The 16,733-nt window shown below is 71.5% G+C and carries 14 protein-coding genes; 11 read left to right on the top strand and 3 right to left on the bottom strand.

What is annotated here, in order from left to right:
- Positions 1–100 precede the first annotated feature (100 nt).
- Both thrS and OHS33_RS06875 read left to right on the top strand, forming a co-directional pair.
- Positions 101–2,080, top strand: coding sequence for a threonine--tRNA ligase (gene thrS, locus OHS33_RS06880; protein ID WP_330329488.1), 1,980 nt, complete (start codon positions 101–103; stop codon positions 2,078–2,080).
- Positions 2,081–2,165: 85 nt separating this feature from the next.
- Positions 2,166–2,726, top strand: a complete 561-nt coding sequence (locus tag OHS33_RS06875; RefSeq protein ID WP_330329487.1) for an HIT family protein — start codon at positions 2,166–2,168, stop codon at positions 2,724–2,726.
- Here the strand turns inward: OHS33_RS06875 and helR are convergent, their stop codons facing one another.
- From helR to OHS33_RS06860, 3 genes are all read right to left on the bottom strand, one after another.
- A complete protein-coding gene (gene helR / locus OHS33_RS06870; RefSeq protein ID WP_443065253.1) occupies positions 2,727–4,919 on the bottom strand; it encodes an RNA polymerase recycling motor ATPase HelR in 2,193 nt (730 codons plus the stop codon). It lies immediately after the preceding gene.
- 190 nt (positions 4,920–5,109) lie between these two features.
- Positions 5,110–6,777: a hypothetical protein gene (locus tag OHS33_RS06865; RefSeq protein ID WP_330329486.1), complete on the bottom strand. Its 1,668-nt coding sequence runs from the start codon at positions 6,775–6,777 to the stop codon at positions 5,110–5,112.
- A gap of 170 nt (positions 6,778–6,947) precedes the next feature.
- Positions 6,948–9,188 carry an elongation factor G-like protein EF-G2 gene (locus OHS33_RS06860; protein WP_330329485.1) on the bottom strand — a complete coding sequence of 747 codons (2,241 nt, stop codon included), beginning with the start codon at positions 9,186–9,188 and terminating at the stop codon, positions 6,948–6,950.
- A gap of 236 nt (positions 9,189–9,424) precedes the next feature.
- Between OHS33_RS06860 and pgsA the strand changes: the two genes are divergently transcribed.
- From pgsA to ruvA, 9 genes are all read left to right on the top strand, one after another.
- On the top strand, positions 9,425–10,090 hold the full coding sequence (gene pgsA / locus OHS33_RS06855; protein ID WP_330329484.1) for a phosphatidylinositol phosphate synthase: 666 nt from the start codon (positions 9,425–9,427) through the stop codon (positions 10,088–10,090).
- Positions 10,090–11,028, top strand: a complete 939-nt coding sequence (locus tag OHS33_RS06850; RefSeq protein WP_330329483.1) for a phosphatidylinositol mannoside acyltransferase — start codon at positions 10,090–10,092, stop codon at positions 11,026–11,028. Before pgsA ends, OHS33_RS06850 begins: the two co-directional genes overlap by 1 nt.
- Positions 11,025–12,206 carry a glycosyltransferase family 4 protein gene (locus OHS33_RS06845; RefSeq protein WP_330329482.1) on the top strand — a complete coding sequence of 394 codons (1,182 nt, stop codon included), beginning with the start codon at positions 11,025–11,027 and terminating at the stop codon, positions 12,204–12,206. Before OHS33_RS06850 ends, OHS33_RS06845 begins: the two co-directional genes overlap by 4 nt.
- Before the next feature lie 67 nt (positions 12,207–12,273).
- A complete protein-coding gene (locus tag OHS33_RS06840; protein ID WP_330329481.1) occupies positions 12,274–12,813 on the top strand; it encodes a hypothetical protein in 540 nt (179 codons plus the stop codon).
- A 162-nt stretch (positions 12,814–12,975) separates the two neighbouring features.
- Positions 12,976–13,887: a pyridoxal 5'-phosphate synthase lyase subunit PdxS gene (gene pdxS / locus OHS33_RS06835; protein WP_330329480.1), complete on the top strand. Its 912-nt coding sequence runs from the start codon at positions 12,976–12,978 to the stop codon at positions 13,885–13,887.
- A 12-nt stretch (positions 13,888–13,899) separates the two neighbouring features.
- Complete coding sequence (pdxT, locus tag OHS33_RS06830) at positions 13,900–14,493, top strand: pyridoxal 5'-phosphate synthase glutaminase subunit PdxT (protein WP_330329479.1); 594 nt, start codon at positions 13,900–13,902, stop codon at positions 14,491–14,493.
- Between the two features lie 69 nt (positions 14,494–14,562).
- Positions 14,563–15,315 (top strand): YebC/PmpR family DNA-binding transcriptional regulator, encoded by a 753-nt coding sequence (locus OHS33_RS06825; RefSeq protein WP_330329478.1) that lies wholly within the window; start codon positions 14,563–14,565, stop codon positions 15,313–15,315.
- A 183-nt stretch (positions 15,316–15,498) separates the two neighbouring features.
- Complete coding sequence (ruvC, locus tag OHS33_RS06820; protein ID WP_330329477.1) at positions 15,499–16,059, top strand: crossover junction endodeoxyribonuclease RuvC; 561 nt, start codon at positions 15,499–15,501, stop codon at positions 16,057–16,059.
- Positions 16,056–16,691, top strand: a complete 636-nt coding sequence (gene ruvA / locus OHS33_RS06815; RefSeq protein WP_330329476.1) for a Holliday junction branch migration protein RuvA — start codon at positions 16,056–16,058, stop codon at positions 16,689–16,691. The genes ruvC and ruvA overlap by 4 nt, the downstream gene beginning before the upstream one ends.
- Positions 16,692–16,733 lie beyond the last annotated feature (42 nt).

Below are 16,733 nucleotides of genomic sequence, written 5' to 3'. Positions count from 1 at the left end.
CGGGGGCCGCGCGGTAACCGTTTAGCGGCTGAGCGGTCCGGCTCGGTACGATTCAGGCGCGCAGTGTTCGCTCGCGCACCCCCTGAGTCAGGAGAGACCGGTGTCAGACGTCCGTGTGATCATCCAACGCGATTCCGAGCGGGACGAGCGCGTGGTGGCCACGGGCACTACGGCGGCCGACCTCTTCCCCGGTGAACGCACCGTCGTCGCGGCGCGCGTCGCGGGCGAGCTGAAGGACCTCGCCTACGAGGTCAAGGACGGCGAGACCGTCGAGCCGGTGGAGATCTCCTCCGAGGACGGGCTCAACATCCTGCGCCACTCGACCGCGCACGTCATGGCGCAGGCCGTGCAGGAGCTGTTCCCCGAGGCCAAGCTGGGCATCGGCCCGCCGGTCCGGGACGGCTTCTACTACGACTTCGACGTCGCGAAGCCCTTCACCCCCGACGACCTCAAGGCCGTCGAGAAGAAGATGCAGGAGATCCAGAAGCGCGGTCAGCGCTTCTCCCGCCGCGTCGTCACCGACGAGGCGGCCCGCGAGGAGCTGGCGCACGAGCCGTACAAGCTGGAGCTGATCGGGCTCAAGGGCTCGGCGGCGACCTCGGACGACGGCGCGGACGTCGAGGTGGGCGGCGGCGAGCTGACCATCTACGACAACATCGACGCCAAGACCGGCGACCTGTGCTGGTCGGACCTGTGCCGCGGCCCGCACCTGCCGACCACCCGCAACATCCCGGCGTTCAAGCTGATGCGCAACGCGGCCGCCTACTGGCGCGGCAGCGAGAAGAACCCGATGCTCCAGCGCATCTACGGCACCGCGTGGCCGTCGAAGGACGAGCTGAAGGCCCACCTCGACTTCCTCGCCGAGGCCGAGAAGCGCGACCACCGCAAGCTCGGCGTCGAGCTGGACCTCTTCTCCGTCCAGGACGAGATCGGCTCCGGCCTCGCCGTCTTCCACCCGCGCGGCGGCACCATCCGCCGGGTCATGGAGGACTACTCGCGCAAGCGGCACGAGGAAGAGGGCTACGAGTTCGTCTACACCCCGCACGCCACCAAGGGCGCCCTCTTCGAGAAGAGCGGCCACCTGGACTGGTACGCGGACGGCATGTACCCCCCCATGCAGCTCGACGGTGGTACCGACTACTACCTCAAGCCCATGAACTGCCCGATGCACAACCTGATCTTCGACGCGCGCGGCCGGTCCTACCGCGAACTGCCGCTGCGCCTCTTCGAGTTCGGCACCGTGTACCGGTACGAGAAGTCGGGCGTCGTGCACGGCCTGACCCGCTCGCGCGGCTTCACCCAGGACGACGCGCACATCTACTGCACCAAGGAGCAGATGGCGGAGGAGCTCGACCGCACCCTGACCTTCGTGCTGAACCTGCTCCGCGACTACGGTCTGACCGACTTCTACCTGGAGCTGTCGACCAAGGACCCGGAGAAGTTCGTCGGCTCGGACGAGGTCTGGGAAGAGGCCACCGAGACCCTGCGCCAGGTCGCCGAGAAGCAGGGCCTGCCGCTGGTCCCGGACCCGGGCGGCGCCGCGTTCTACGGCCCGAAGATCTCGGTCCAGTGCCGTGACGCCATCGGCCGCACCTGGCAGATGTCGACCGTGCAGCTCGACTTCAACCTGCCGGAGCGCTTCAACCTGGAGTACACCGGCCCCGACGGCACCAAGCAGCGTCCGGTCATGATCCACCGCGCGCTGTTCGGTTCCATCGAGCGGTTCTTCGCGGTGCTGCTGGAGCACTACGCGGGTGTCATGCCGCCGTGGCTCGCCCCGGTGCAGGCGGTCGGCATCCCGATCGGCGACGCGCACATCGAGTACCTCCAGGAGTTCGCCGCCGAGGCGAAGAAGAAGGGCCTGCGGGTCGAGGTGGACGCCTCGTCCGACCGGATGCAGAAGAAGATCCGCAACCAGCAGAAGCTCAAGGTCCCGTTCATGATCATCGTCGGTGACGAGGACATGGCGGCCGGCACGGTCTCCTTCCGCTACCGCGACGGCTCGCAGGAGAACGGCGTACCCAAGGCCGATGCCCTGGCGAAGCTGGTCCAGGTCGTCCAGGACCGCGTCCAGGTCTGATCCGTACGCACCGCAGCGCGGGGTCCGCCCCCCCGGGAAGTGATCACTTCCCGGGGGCCTTCCTCGTCCGCCACGGCAAGGTCATATGCTGCATCCCATGACGAGTGAGCCGGAGCAGCAGATCGGTGTGGGCACGCAGGACGCGTTCCAGCGGCTGTGGACGCCCCACCGGATGGCGTACATCCAGGGGGAGAACAAGCCGACCGGCCCGGAGGCCGGGGACGGCTGTCCCTTCTGCGGGATTCCGGAGATGTCCGACGCGGACGGGCTGATCGTGGCCCGGGGCAAGCACGTCTACGCCGTGCTCAACCTCTACCCGTACAACGGCGGACACCTCATGGTCGTCCCCTACCGGCACGTCGCCGACTACACCGAGCTGGACTCCCTGGAGACGGCGGAGCTCGCCGACCTCACCAAGCGGGCCATGGTCGCGCTCCGCAAGGCCTCCGGCGCGCACGGCTTCAACATCGGGATGAACCAGGGCGCCGCCGCCGGAGCCGGGATCGCCGCGCACCTGCACCAGCACATCGTGCCCCGCTGGGGCGGGGACACGAACTTCATGCCGGTGGTCGGACACACCAAGGTGCTGCCCCAACTCCTCGCCGACACCCGGCAGATGCTCGCCGACTCCTGGCCCGTCGGCTAGCTAGCCCTCCGATCGTCCGGCGCTCGTCAGGACGACGAGCTGCCGGGTCGCGCGGGTCATCGCGACATAGCGGTCGACGGCTCCTTCGATGCCCCCTCCGAAGGAGTCCGGGTCGATGAGGACGACCAGGTCGAATTCGAGGCCCTTCGACAGTTCCGGGGTGAGCGACCGGACGCGGGCGGTCTCCTGCCGCGCGGCGAGGCCGGCTCCGCCCGCGCCGATGACGCACGCGGTGCCCTCGGCGTGCTCGGCGAGCCAGCCGTCGAGGACGGCGTCCAGGTCCGTGACCGGTCCGTGGACGACGGGGATGCCGCTGCTGCGGATGGACGTCGGCACGTTGGCGTCGGGGAGCGCGGCCCGGATGGCCGGTTCGGCCTGCGCCATGACCTCTTCCGGTGTCCGGTAGTTGACGCTCAGGGACGCCACGGTGATCCGGTCGAGCCCGGCCCGCTCCAGCCGCTCTCCCCAGGACTCCGTGAACCCGTGCCGGGCCTGGGCGCGGTCCCCGACGATGGTGAAGCTGCGGGACGGGCAGCGCAGCAGCAGCATCTGCCATTCCGCGTCGGTCAGTTCCTGGGCCTCGTCCACGACGACGTGCGCGAACGGTCCGGCGAGCGGATCGGACGCGGCGCCGTCCAGCGCACTGTCGTCGATCAGGGTGTCCTGGAGGTCGCGTCCGTGCAGCATGCCGAGCGCGCCCTCGCTCTCGTCGATCACGGTGTTCTGCAGCAGGCTGTCGATGGCGTCGGCCCGGCGCGCGCGTTCGGCGGCGACGGCCGCTTCGTTGCGGCGCTTGCGGCGGGAGGCCTCCGGGTCACCGAGCCGCTGCCGCGCCGCGTCGAGGAAGGGCAGGTCGGACACGGTCCAGGCCTGGCCGTCCGGGCGCCGCAGCCTGCGTACGTCCTCGGGGGCGAGCCACGGCGCGCACTTGCGCAGGTACGCGGGCACCGACCACAGGTCCGCGACCAGCTCGGCCGCGTCGAGCATCGGCCAGGCACGGTGGAGGGTGCGGATCAGGTCCTGGTCCTGGAGGAGCGAGCGCCGGACCAGGTGGGGGGCGGCCTCGCTGTCGTCCTTGTCCATCAGGAGGGTCAGCAGCTCCTCCAGGATCTGCTCACGGGCCTCGTTGTGCGGGGTGCCGGGCTCGACCGCCTCGAAGGCGGCCGCCCAGTCGTCGGCGCTCAGCCAGAGGTCGGACCAGTGGGTCGACACCGTCATGCCCTCGGTGGGCGGCTCCTCATAGAGGCGGACGGCCGGTTCGATCGCCTTCACCAGCTCCGCGGATGCCTTCAGCCGGGCCACCTCCGGGTCGGTCTCGGCCACCGCCGCGGCTCCCTCGGCGACGAGGTCGCGCAGGGTGCAGGTCCGTACGCCCTCCTCGCCGAGGCTGGGCAGGACGTCGGCGACGTAGGACAGGTAGGGCTGGTGCGGACCGACGAACAGGACCCCGCCCCGACGGTGCCCGAGGCGGGGGTCGGAGTAGAGCAGGTAGGCGGAGCGGTGCAGGGCGACGACGGTCTTGCCCGTGCCCGGGCCGCCGTCGACGACGAGGGCGCCGCGGGATCCGGCCCGGATGATCTCGTCCTGGTCGGCCTGGATGGTGGCGAGCACGTCGCGCATGCGGGCCGAGCGGTTGCTGCCGAGGCTGGCGATGAAGGCGGACTGGTCGTCGAGGGCGGCGCGCCCTTCGAGGCCGTCGGCGGTGAACACCTCGTCCCAGTAGTCGCTGATCCGGCCGCGGGTCCAGCGGTAGCGGCGGCGGCTCGCCAGCCCCATCGGGTTGCCGTGGGTGGCCGCGAAGAACGGCTCGGCCGCGGGGGAGCGCCAGTCGAGGAGCAGCCGGCGCCCGGTGGCATCGGTGAGGCCGAGACGTCCGACGTAGACGGGCCCGGAACCGTCCGCGGGGACGATGTGACCCAGGCACAGGTCCAGGCCGAAGCGGCGCAGGGTGCGCAGGCGGGCGGTCAGGCGGTGGATCTCCGCGTCCCGGTCCATGGCTCCGCGGCCGATGCCGCCGGGTGCCTTGCGCGTGACCGCGAGCTGGTCGGACAGCTCGGCGATCGTCTGTTCCAGGCTGGCCGAGAGGTCGGCGAAGTGCCTCTCGTCGCCGTCGGTCAGCGCCGGGTCGGCCTTGGGGTCGAGGGCGGCGGGCAGGTCGAACGCGGAGGTGGACAGGGGCGAAAGCAGACGCACGTGGTGAATCTCCCAATTCGGCAGGATCTGGCCTCGGTCCGCGATTCTGCCCCAGGGCGGGGGCCTTGCCGCAAGACCCCCCGTGCGCTATAAGTTGGGAGTGGCAAGGAGAGCTTTTCCCTCCTTGCCTTTCCTGTTTTCCGGGGCCCTTCCTGTTTTCCGGGCCTACGGGCCCACGGGCCTACGGGAGTTACGCGTCGTAGGCGTCGGCCTTGCGCGGCGAGGCGTCCTGGACCATGCCGCTGACGATCATCGAGCGGTTGGCGAAGCGCTCCGTGTCGACGCCGTTCTCGTCCAGCACGCGCATGGCGGCCGCGTGCACGGCCCGCAGCACCGGGGTGGCCGTGCGCATCGCGTCGTCGGCCATGAAGCGGTGCCGCCACATCGAACCGGCCCACACGTGGCGGACGCCGAACGGCTCGGGGAGCACCAGCTTGCCGCCCAGGAAGTCGAGCAGCGGCGGGTACCAGGTGAAGGGGGCGCGGACGGCGAGGCGCACCACCTCGGAGGCGTCCACGAGGGCGTGGGTGCGTTCCACGGTCTCCCAGAACCGTACGGTCTTGGCGACCTCGGTGGTCTTCGGCGCGGACTTGGTGGTGAACAGGCCGTGCACCGGGCCCAGCGAGTGGGCGGTGACGTCCACGCGCAGGGTCTTGTAGAGCACGGTCACGGTGACCATCATCGTGATCACCAACTGGCCGTCCCACAGCGGCCACTGGACCCCGAGGTAGTGCCGGTTGCCCGCGCCGAACTGCTGCTCGTTGCAGATCCGGGTGATCTCGTGCTGCTTGATGAGGAAGGTGTCCACGTCCGCGCCGGAGGGGCGGGCCACCTCCTTGGCGCCCTCGCCGACCGGGGTGACGATCCAGTGGGTGATGGAGGGCGGCGGGAAGCCGCCGGTGTGCAGGGGGCCGCGTTCCAGCATGCGCAGCTGGTCCTGGATCGCGCGGATCACGTCCCAGCTGCGGAAGGGGTGGATCTCGGTGCCCGCGGTCTTCGGGGCGAGGTCCTCGGCCAGCTGCCAGCTGCCCCACCGGGTGCCCATGCCGAGGATGCCCTTGGGGCCGGCGTAGAAGACGGAGTTGCTGCGGCCCTCGGCGGTGAGTTTCGCCAGCTGGTGGCGCAGGTCCTCGCGGGCGGTCTCGTCCGGGTTGCCGGGGACCGCCTCGGGGATCTTGGCGCCGACGGAGGCGCCGCCGAGCAGGCCGTCCCAGCGGGCGCGCATGTCCTTGGCGGCGGCCTCGGCGATGCGGGAGGCCAGCAGCCAGCCCGCGGCGGGCGCGATCACCATCGCGCGCAGGTAGAGGCCCCAGAAGCCGGTGAGGGGCAGCCGGAACATCAGTACGGCCACCACCAGCGCGATGCCGACGAGCAGGGCGGTGCCCATCCAGGAGGCGCGCTTGCCCGCGTCCTTGGCGAGGGTCTTGCGCAGCTGGAACAGGCCCAGCCACAACAGGAGTCCGGGAAGGAAGACCAGTCCGCAGACCAGCATGATCAGCCGGAGCTTGCGGTCGCGCTCCTTGCGCAGGCGCGTGGCGGCGAGGCAGTGCTCGACGACGGTCTGCGGGTCGGCGCCGAAGGACTGGATCAGGGGTTTGCGGCCCGCGCCGAGCATGCGGGCCTCGACGGCCCGGCAGAAGGCCTCGCCGAAATTGGGCTCGAAGAGGGAGAGCTTTCCCTTCTTCACGGTGGATTCGTAGTGCTCGTTGTTGGCTTTGAGTATCTCGTCCGGCTTGCCGTCGCGGTACGCGGCGGAGGCCAGCGCGTTGGTCGCCGCGGTCTGGCCGCCGCCGCCCTGGAGGGGGATCTGCGCCCCCGGCCTGAAGTCGAAACCGTCGTCCGCCACCGCTGCCCCCATCGCTGTGCCCTTTGTGCCGTGCCCGGCGTCCCGCCACCTGTGGTGCGCCACCTGTGTTCTGCCCCGCCCCGCCGAGCCTGAAAGAGCCTAGCGAGGGTCGCCCCCCGATGGTCATGGGACAGGGAAATACCGCCCACCGCAAGCCGGTTGGGTGGGCGGCATCCCGGTCGCTATGTCAACTGGCTTCCCTTCTCTGCCTGTTCGCGCATCTTGTCCGCCAGCTGCGGCGGCATGGGCTCGTGGCGGGCGTAGCTGCGGCTGAAGCCGCCGGTTCCGTGGGAGACCGAGCGCAGTTCGACGGCGTAGCGGCCGATCTCGATCTCGGGGATCTCGGCGCGGACCACGGAGCGTCCGGGGCCCGCCGGTTCGGTGCCGACGACCCGGCCGCGACGGCCGGCGAGGTCGTTCATGACGGGGCCGACGTAGGCGTCGGGGACCAGGACGACGAGTTCGGCGACGGGTTCGAGGAGCTGGATGGCGGCCTCGGCGGCGGCCTCGCGCAGGGCGAGGGCGCCCGCGGTCTGGAAGGCCGCGTCGGAGGAGTCCACGGAGTGCGCCTTGCCGTCGCGCAGCGTGATCCGTACGTCGACCAGCGGGTACCCGGCGGCCACGCCGCGGGCGGCCTGGGCCCGTACGCCCTTCTCGACGGACGGGATGAACTGGCGCGGGACGGCGCCGCCGACCACCTTGTCCACGAACTCGATGCCGCTGCCCGCCGGGAGCGGCTCGACGTCGATCTCGCAGATGGCGAACTGGCCGTGGCCGCCGGACTGTTTGACGTGGCGGCCGCGGCCGGTGGCGCTCGCGCCGAAGGTCTCGCGCAGGCTCACCCGGTGCGGGACGGCGTCGACCCGGACGCCGTAGCGGCTGCGCAGGCGTTCGAGGGCGACTTCCTGGTGGGCCTCGCCCAGGCACCACAGGACCAGCTGGTGGGTGTGCGGATTCTGCTCCAGGCGCATGGTCGGGTCCTCGGCGACGAGCCGGGCGAGGCCCTGCGAGAGCTTGTCCTCATCGGCCTTGCTGTGGGCCTCGATCGCGAGGGGGAGCAGCGGGTCGGGCATCGCCCAGGGCTCCATGAGCAGGGGGTCGGCCTTCGCGGAGAGGGTGTCGCCGGTCTCGGCGTGCGTGAGTTTGGCCACGCAGGCGAGGTCGCCCGCGATGCACCGGGTGAGGGTGCGCTGCTGCTTGCCGAAGGGGGCGGTGAGGGTGCCGACGCGTTCGTCGGCCTCGTGCAGGTCGCGGGGCGCGGCCCCGTCGGCGCCGGGGAAGTGGCCGCAGACGTGCAGGGTCTCCTCGGGGCGCAGGGTGCCGGAGAAGACGCGGACGAGGGAGACCCGGCCGACGTAGGGGTCGGAGGAGGTCTTGACGACCTCGGCGAGGAGCGGGCCGTCGGGATCGCAGGTGAGCGCGGGGCGGGGGGCGCCGCCCGGGTCGGTGACGGCGAGGGCGGGGCGCTCCAGGGGGGTGGGGAAGCCGCCGGTGATCAGTTCGAGGAGTTCGACCGTGCCGAGGCCCTGGCGGGCGCCGTCGGCGGCGGGCGCGGCCATCAGCACGGGGTGGAAGGTGCCCCGGGCGACGGCGCGCTCCAGGTCGTCGACGAGGGTCTTGACGTCGATCTCCTCGCCGCCGAGGTAGCGGTCCATGAGGGTCTCGTCCTCGCTCTCGGCGATGATCCCCTCGATCAGCCGGGCCCGGGCGCCGGTGATCAGGGCCAGCTCGGCGGGGTCGGGGTCGCGCTCGACGCGCTCGCCGGAGGTGTAGTCGTACACGCGCCGGGAGAGCAGCCCGAGCAGGCCGGCGACGGGGGCGTGGCCGTCGGGCCCGGCGGGTCCGTGCAGCGGCAGGTACAGGGGGAGGACGGCGTCGGGGTCGTCGGCGCCGAAGGTCTCCCCGCAGACGGCGGCCATCCGGCCGTAGTCGGCGCGGGCGGCCTCCAGGTGGGTCACGACGATGGCGCGGGGCATCCCGACGGCCGCGCACTCGTCCCAGACCATCCGGGTCGCGCCGGAGAGCCCGACGCCGTCCTCGCCGTCCGTGGCGCCCCCGGCGGCCGAGACGACGAAGAGGGCCGCGTCCGCGGCGCGCAGACCGGCCCTGAGTTCTCCGACGAAGTCGGCGTATCCGGGGGTGTCCAGGATGTTGATCTTGATGTCGCCCCAGGCGACGGGGACGAGCGAGAGCTGGACCGAGCGCTGGCGCCGGTGCTCGATCTCGTCGTAGTCGGAGACGGTCGCGCCGTCCTCGACCCGGCCGGCCCGGCCGACCGCTCCGGCGGTCAGGGCGAGGGCTTCGACCAGGGTGGTCTTTCCGGCTCCACTGTGGCCGACCAGCACCACATTGCGTATCGAAGCGGGGCGGTCGGCCGTCAGTGCCCTGCCGGCGGCCCCGGATTGCTGCGTCTTGTCACCCATGATTCTCGTTCCTCCCGGTGCAACGGTGAGGTGGGATCCTTCGAGCTTTGCACTGGCGTCACACTGCGTCCATACGTCGTACCCGGCCACCCCCGGCGAAGGGCCCGTGTGGCGCGATCCGGGTATTGCCGGGGCCCCACGGTGGGTGCGCGGCGGTACGGGCCCCGGGCGCTGGCTACGATGGGCCAGCCGGTGGCCGTGGTGGCCGTGCGGCCCAGCGACCCCCTGGGAAGGCCATGCTGAACAAGTACGCGCGTGCATTCTTTACGCGTGTCCTCACACCGTTCGCCGCGTTTCTGCTCCGTCGGGGGGTGAGCCCGGACGCGGTCACCCTGATCGGCACGGCCGGAGTGATGGCCGGAGCGCTGGTCTTCTTCCCACGGGGAGAGTTCTTCTGGGGCACGATCACGATCACCCTCTTCGTGTTCTCCGACCTGGTCGACGGGAACATGGCGCGGCAGGCCGGAGTCTCCAGCCGGTGGGGCGCGTTCCTGGACTCGACGCTGGACCGGGTGGCGGACGCCGCGATCTTCGGCGGCCTGGCGCTCTGGTACGCCGGATCGGGCCACGACAACATGTTGTGCGCCGTGGCCATCTTCTGCCTGGCGAGCGGCCAGGTGGTCTCGTACACCAAGGCCCGCGGCGAGGCGATCGGACTGCCGGTGGCCGTCAACGGGCTCATCGAGCGCGCCGAACGCCTGGTGATCACGCTGGTCGCGGCCGGTCTGTCGGGCCTGGAGACCTTCGGCGTGCCCTCGTGGATCGGGGTGCTGCTGCCGGTCGCGCTCTGGGTGGTGGCGGTCGGTTCGCTGGTCACGCTGATCCAGCGCGTGGTGACCGTGCGCCGCGAGGCCGCCGAGGCCGACGCGGCCGCGGCAGCCGCCGAAGGCGGCGCCGCCTGATGGGCGCCCTGACGGACCGGCTCACGGACGGCGTCTTCGGGCTCGGCTGGGCCGGCGTGAAGAAGCTGCCGGAGCCGGTGGCGGTCGCCCTCGGACGCACCATCGCGGACCGTGCCTGGAAGCGGCGCGGCAAGAGCGTGCTGCGGCTGGAGGCGAACCTGGCCCGGGTGGTGCCGGACGCGGGGCCGCAGCGGCTGCGGGAGCTGTCCCGGGCGGGCATGCGCTCGTACATGCGCTACTGGATGGAATCCTTCCGGCTGCCCGCGATGGACAAGGAACGCTTCGGCCGGGAGGTCGGCCTGGCCGACGAGCAGATCCTGCTCGACGGCATGGCGGCCGGCAACGGTGTGATCATCGCCCTGCCGCACCTGGCCAACTGGGACCTCGCCGGGGCCTGGGTCACCAGCCACCACGGCATCCCGTTCACCACGGTCGCCGAGCGCCTCAAGCCCGAGAGCCTCTACGACCGGTTCGTCGCCTACCGCGAGAGCCTCGGCATGGAGGTGCTGCCGCACAGCGGCGGCGCCGCCTTCGGCACCCTCGCCCGCCGGCTGCGCTCGGGCGGACTGATCTGCCTGGTCGCCGACCGCGACCTGTCCTCCTCCGGCGTCGAGGTGGACTTCTTCGGCTCCACGGCCCGGATGCCCGCCGGTCCCGCGCTGCTCGCGCAGCAGACCGGCGCGCTGCTGGTGCCGGTGACGCTCTGGTACGAGGAGGCGCCCGTGATGCGGGGCCGCTTCCACCCGCCCGTCCAGGTGCCCGGGACCGGCACCAGGGACGAGAAGACGACGGCGATGACCCAGGCCGTGGCCGACGCCTTCGCCGCCGGGATCGCCGAGCACCCCGAGGACTGGCACATGCTGCAGCGCCTGTGGCTGGACGACCTCGAACCCCGGGAACCCCACCGGGCGGCGGACCGCGGGGAGGGGGCCGGATGAAGATCGGCATCGTGTGCCCGTACTCCTGGGACGTCCCCGGCGGCGTCCAGTTCCACATCCGCGACCTGGCCGAACACCTGATCGACCGCGGCCACCAGGTGTCCGTGCTCGCCCCTGCGGACGAGGACACCCCGCTGCCGCCCTACGTGGTCTCGGCGGGACGCGCGGTGCCGGTGCCCTACAACGGTTCCGTGGCCCGGCTGAACTTCGGCTTCATCTCGGCCGCCCGGGTGCGCCGCTGGCTGCACGAGGGCACCTTCGACGTCATCCACATCCACGAACCGACCTCGCCCTCGCTCGGCCTGCTCTCCTGCTGGGCGGCCCAGGGCCCGATCGTGGCCACCTTCCACACCTCGAACCCGCGCTCGCGAGCCATGATCGCCGCGTACCCCATCCTGCAGCCCGCGCTGGAGAAGATCAGCGCGCGGATCGCGGTGAGCGAGTACGCCCGGCGCACGCTGGTGGAACACCTCGGCGGAGACGCCGTCGTCATCCCCAACGGCGTCGACGTCGGCTTCTTCGCCCGCGCCGAGCCGAAGCCCGAGTGGCAGGGCGCCACCCTCGGCTTCATCGGCCGCATCGACGAACCGCGCAAGGGCATGCCGGTGCTGATGGCCGCCTTCCCGAAGATCGTGGAGGCCTGCCCGGACGTACGGCTGCTGGTCGCCGGCCGCGGCGACGAGGAAGAGGCGGTGGCCTCGCTGCCGCCGGCCCTGCGCGCGCGGGTGGAGTTCCTCGGCATGGTCTCCGACGAGGACAAGGCGCGGCTGCTGCGGAGCGTCGACGTGTACGTCGCCCCCAACACCGGCGGCGAGAGCTTCGGCATCATCCTGGTCGAGGCGCTCTCGGCCGGGGCCCCGGTGCTCGCCTCCGACCTCGACGCCTTCGCCCAGGTCCTGGACAAGGGCGCGGCGGGCGAACTGTTCGCCAACGAGGACGCCGACGCGCTCGCGGCGGGCGCGATCGCCCTGCTCCGGGACCCCGCGCGGCGGGCCGCCCTGAGCGCCCGCGGCTCCGCCCACGTACGCCGCTTCGACTGGTCGACGGTCGGGGCGGACATCCTGGCCGTGTACGAGACGGTGACGGACGGCGCGGCCTCCGTGGCCACGGACGAACGCGTCGGCCTGCGCGCCCGCTTCGGCCTGACCCGCGGCGCCACCCCGTCGTCGTTCTCCTGATCCCCGCTCTCCGCCCCCGCCCGGATTCGGGCGGGGGGACGGCGCAGGCCGGGTAAAGTCGCCGCCCGTGATCGAAACCCTCGTATGGATCGCCCTGGCGCTCGGCGTCATCGGGGTCTACCTCAGCTGGACCGCCGGCCGTCTCGACCGGCTCCACTCGCGGATGGACGCCGCCCGGGCCGCCCTCGACGCACAGCTCGTCCGGCGGGCCTCGGTGGTCCTGGAGGTGGCCACCTCCGGCGTACTGGACCCCGCGTCCTCCCTCGTGCTGTACGAGGCCGCGCACGGCGCCCGCCAGGCGGAGGAGGAGCACCGCGAGGTGGCCGAAAGCGAGCTGTCCCAGGCGCTGCGGGCGGTCTTCGAGGACGCCGATCAGGTTGAGGAACTCAAGCGGGCCCCCGGCGGCGAGGTCGCCGCGGAGGAGCTGGCGGCCGCCGTACGCAGGGTTCCGATGGCCCGGCGCTTCCACAACGACGCCGTCCGCGCGGCGCGCGCCCTGCGCCGCCACCGCAAGGTCCGCTGGTTCCGGCTGGCCGGTCATGCCCCCTTCCCGCTCGCCTTCGAGATGGACGACGAGCCCCCGGTCTTCCTCGCGGACCGCCCCTAGAGGCCCCCTGGGCCACCCCTGAACCGCGGTGGCCGATCCCGTGCGGCCACTGGGCCGAGCGGGCGGGACAGGCCACCGGCTGTGCATTGGCCCTTGCAGTGGACTGGTCGGAAGGGTTTGCTCAGTGCAGTAGCCCGTCTTTCTCCGAGTGAGGTCACCGCCGTGAGCACGCTTTCCCACACCCCGCAGAACCCCGAGACCGGCACCGCGCGCGTCAAGCGGGGCATGGCCGAGCAGCTCAAGGGCGGCGTGATCATGGACGTGGTCAACGCCGAGCAGGCGAAGATCGCCGAGGACGCGGGCGCCGTGGCCGTCATGGCCCTGGAGCGGGTTCCGGCCGACATCCGCAAGGACGGCGGGGTCGCCCGCATGTCCGACCCGAACATGATCGAAGAGATCATCGAGGCCGTCTCCATCCCGGTCATGGCGAAGTCCCGCATCGGCCACTTCGTCGAGGCCCAGGTGCTCCAGTCCCTCGGCGTCGACTACATCGACGAGTCCGAGGTCCTGACCCCGGCCGACGAGGTCAACCACAGCGACAAGTTCGCCTTCACCACCCCCTTCGTCTGCGGCGCCACCAACCTGGGCGAGGCCCTGCGCCGCATCGCCGAGGGTGCGGCCATGATCCGCTCGAAGGGCGAGGCCGGCACCGGCAACGTCGTCGAGGCCGTCCGCCACCTGCGCCAGATCAAGAACGAGATCGCCCGCCTGCGCGGCTTCGACAACAACGAGCTGTACGCCGCCGCCAAGGACCTGCGCGCCCCGTACGAGCTGGTCAAGGAGGTCGCCGAGCTCGGCAAGCTCCCCGTGGTGCTGTTCTCCGCCGGTGGCGTCGCCACCCCCGCGGACGCCGCGCTGATGCGCCAGCTCGGTGCCGAGGGCGTCTTCGTCGGCTCCGGCATCTTCAAGTCGGGCGACCCGGCCAAGCGCGCCGCCGCCATCGTGAAGGCCACCACCTTCTACGACGACCCGAAGATCATCGCGGACGCGTCCCGCAACCTGGGCGAGGCCATGGTCGGCATCAACTGCGACACCCTCCCCGAGTCCGAGCGCTACGCCAACCGCGGCTGGTAAGGCACTCCACCCATGAACAATCCCCCGGTCATCGGCGTCCTGGCACTCCAGGGCGACGTACGGGAGCACCTGATCGCCCTGGCCTCGGCGGACGCCGTGGCCAGGCCGGTCCGGCGCCCCGAGGAGCTCGCCGAGGTCGACGCCCTGGTGATCCCCGGCGGCGAGTCGACGACCATGTCGAAGCTCGCTGTTCTGTTCGGCATGCTGGAGCCGCTGCGCGAGCGCGTGCGGGCCGGGATGCCGGTCTACGGCACCTGTGCCGGCATGATCATGCTCGCGGACAAGCTGCTCGGCGGCCGTGACGACCAGGAGACGCTGGGCGGGATCGACATGATCGTCCGCCGCAACGCCTTCGGCCGTCAGAACGAGTCCTTCGAGGCCTCCATCGACTTCGCCGGCATAGCGGGCGGCCCGGTCGAGGGCGTCTTCATCCGCGCACCCTGGGTCGAATCGGTCGGCGCCGCCGCCGAGGTCCTCGCGACGTACGACGGCCACACCGTCGCCGTACGCCAGGGCAATGTGCTGGCCACGTCCTTCCATCCGGAGCTGACCGGCGACCACCGGGTGCACGCGTACTTCGTGGACATGGTGCGCGCGGGGTCCTGATCCGCTCCCGGGAGGAGTCCCGGTAGGATCTGTGGCGAACACCGTTGGTTACGCGAAGGAGACAGGCAGATGTCCGGCCACTCTAAATGGGCTACGACGAAGCACAAGAAGGCCGTGATCGATGCCAAGCGCGGCAAGCTCTTCGCGAAGCTGATCAAGAACATCGAGGTCGCGGCGCGTACCGGCGGCGCCGACCTCGACGGCAACCCGACGCTCTTCGACGCCGTTCAGAAGGCCAAGAAGAGCTCCGTCCCGAACAAGAACATCGACTCCGCGCTCAAGCGCGGTGCCGGTCTCGAAGCGGGCGGCGCCGATTATGAAACGATCATGTACGAAGGCTACGGCCCGAACGGTGTCGCGGTGCTCATCGAGTGCCTCACCGACAACCGCAACCGTGCCGCCTCGGACGTGCGCGTCGCCATGACCCGCAACGGCGGCTCCATGGCCGACCCGGGTTCGGTCTCGTACCTGTTCAACCGCAAGGGCGTCGTCCTGCTGCCCAAGGGCGAGCTGAGCGAGGACGACGTCCTCGACGCGGTCCTCGACGCGGGTGCCGAAGAGGTCAACGACCTCGGCGAGCAGTTCGAGATCATCAGCGAGGCCACCGACCTGGTCGCGGTCCGTACCGCCCTCCAGACGGCCGGCATCGACTACGACTCGGCCGACTCGAACTTCCTGCCGACCATGCAGGTCGAGCTGGACGAAGAGGGCGCGCGCAAGATCTTCAAGCTGATCGACGCGCTGGAGGACAGCGACGACGTGCAGAACGTCTTCGCCAACTTCGACGTCAGCGACGAGGTCATGGAGGCGGTCGACGCCTGAGAGGCGTAGACCGCTCACAGTGTGGAGCAGCGGGCCGACGGGGGACACACCCCGTCGGCCCGCTGCGTTGTCAGAGGCAGCGATTAGTCTGACGACCGCAACCATCAATTGAGCAGCCACGACGGCGAGGTACCACCTCCGCGAGAGCGGCGGCGGTTTAGCCGCAAAGGGGGAGGGGGCCAGGTGCGTGTGCTTGGGGTGGACCCCGGCTTGACCCGGTGCGGTGTCGGCGTCGTCGAAGGGGTGGCGGGGCGGCCCCTGACGATGCTCGGCGTCGGCGTCGTACGGACCCCGGCGGACGCCGACATCGGCCACCGGCTGGTCGCCATCGAGGCCGGACTGGAGGCCTGGCTCGACGAACACCGGCCCGAGGTGGTCGCCGTCGAACGCGTCTTCAGCCAGCACAACGTCAGCACCGTCATGGGCACCGCCCAGGCCAGCGCGGTGGCCATGCTCTGCGCCGCCCGCCGCGGACTGCCCGTCGTCCTGCACACCCCCAGTGAGGTCAAGGCCGCCGTCACCGGCAGCGGCCGCGCCGACAAGGCGCAGGTCGGGGCCATGGTGACCCGGCTGCTACGGCTCGACGCGCCCCCCAAGCCCGCCGACGCGGCCGACGCGCTCGCCCTCGCCATCTGCCACATCTGGCGCGCCCCCGCCCAGAACCGGCTCCAGCAGGCCGTGGCCCTGCACGCCGCGGCCCATGCCGCCAACGCTCCGAACGCCCTGAAAGGCCGTACCCGATGATCGCCTTCGTCAGCGGCGCCGTCGCCGCGCTCGCCCCCACCACGGCCGTCATCGAGGTCGGCGGCGTGGGCATGGCCGTGCACTGCACGCCCGGCACCATCGCCGGACTGCGCCTGGGCAAGGAAGCGAAGCTCGCGACCTCCCTGGTCGTCCGGGAGGACTCGCTGACCCTGTACGGCTTCGCGGACGACGACGAGCGGCAGGTCTTCGAGCTGCTCCAGACCGCGAGCGGGGTCGGTCCGCGCCTCGCCCAGGCCATGCTCGGCGTGCACAGCCCGGACGCGCTGCGCCTCGCCGTCTCCACCGGGGACGAGAAATCCCTGATGGCGGTGCCCGGCATCGGCAAGAAGGGCGCCCAGAAGCTGCTGCTGGAGCTCAAGGACAAGCTGGGCCAGCCGCTGGGCACCGGCGCCCTGGTCGGGGCGCAGCGGGCCGCGGCGGCCGCCGGACCCGCGCCGTGGACGGAGCAGCTCCAGGCCGCCCTGATCGGTCTGGGCTATGCCTCCCGCGAGGCGGAAGAGGCGGTGTCCGCGGTGACCCCGCAGGCCGAGGAAGCCCTCGCCGCCGGTGGCCCGGCCCCCGTCCCGCAGCTGCTGCGCGCCGCCCTGCAGACCCTGAACCGCGCCCGCTGACACCCCGGGCGAGGCCCCCGACCACGTACGCGCCGCGCGCAC

Origin of the sequence: Streptomyces sp. NBC_00536 (assembly GCF_036346295.1) — a bacterium.
Taxonomy (GTDB): Bacteria; Actinomycetota; Actinomycetes; order Streptomycetales; family Streptomycetaceae; genus Streptomyces.
This window is presented reverse-complemented; position numbering and strand designations above follow the sequence as displayed.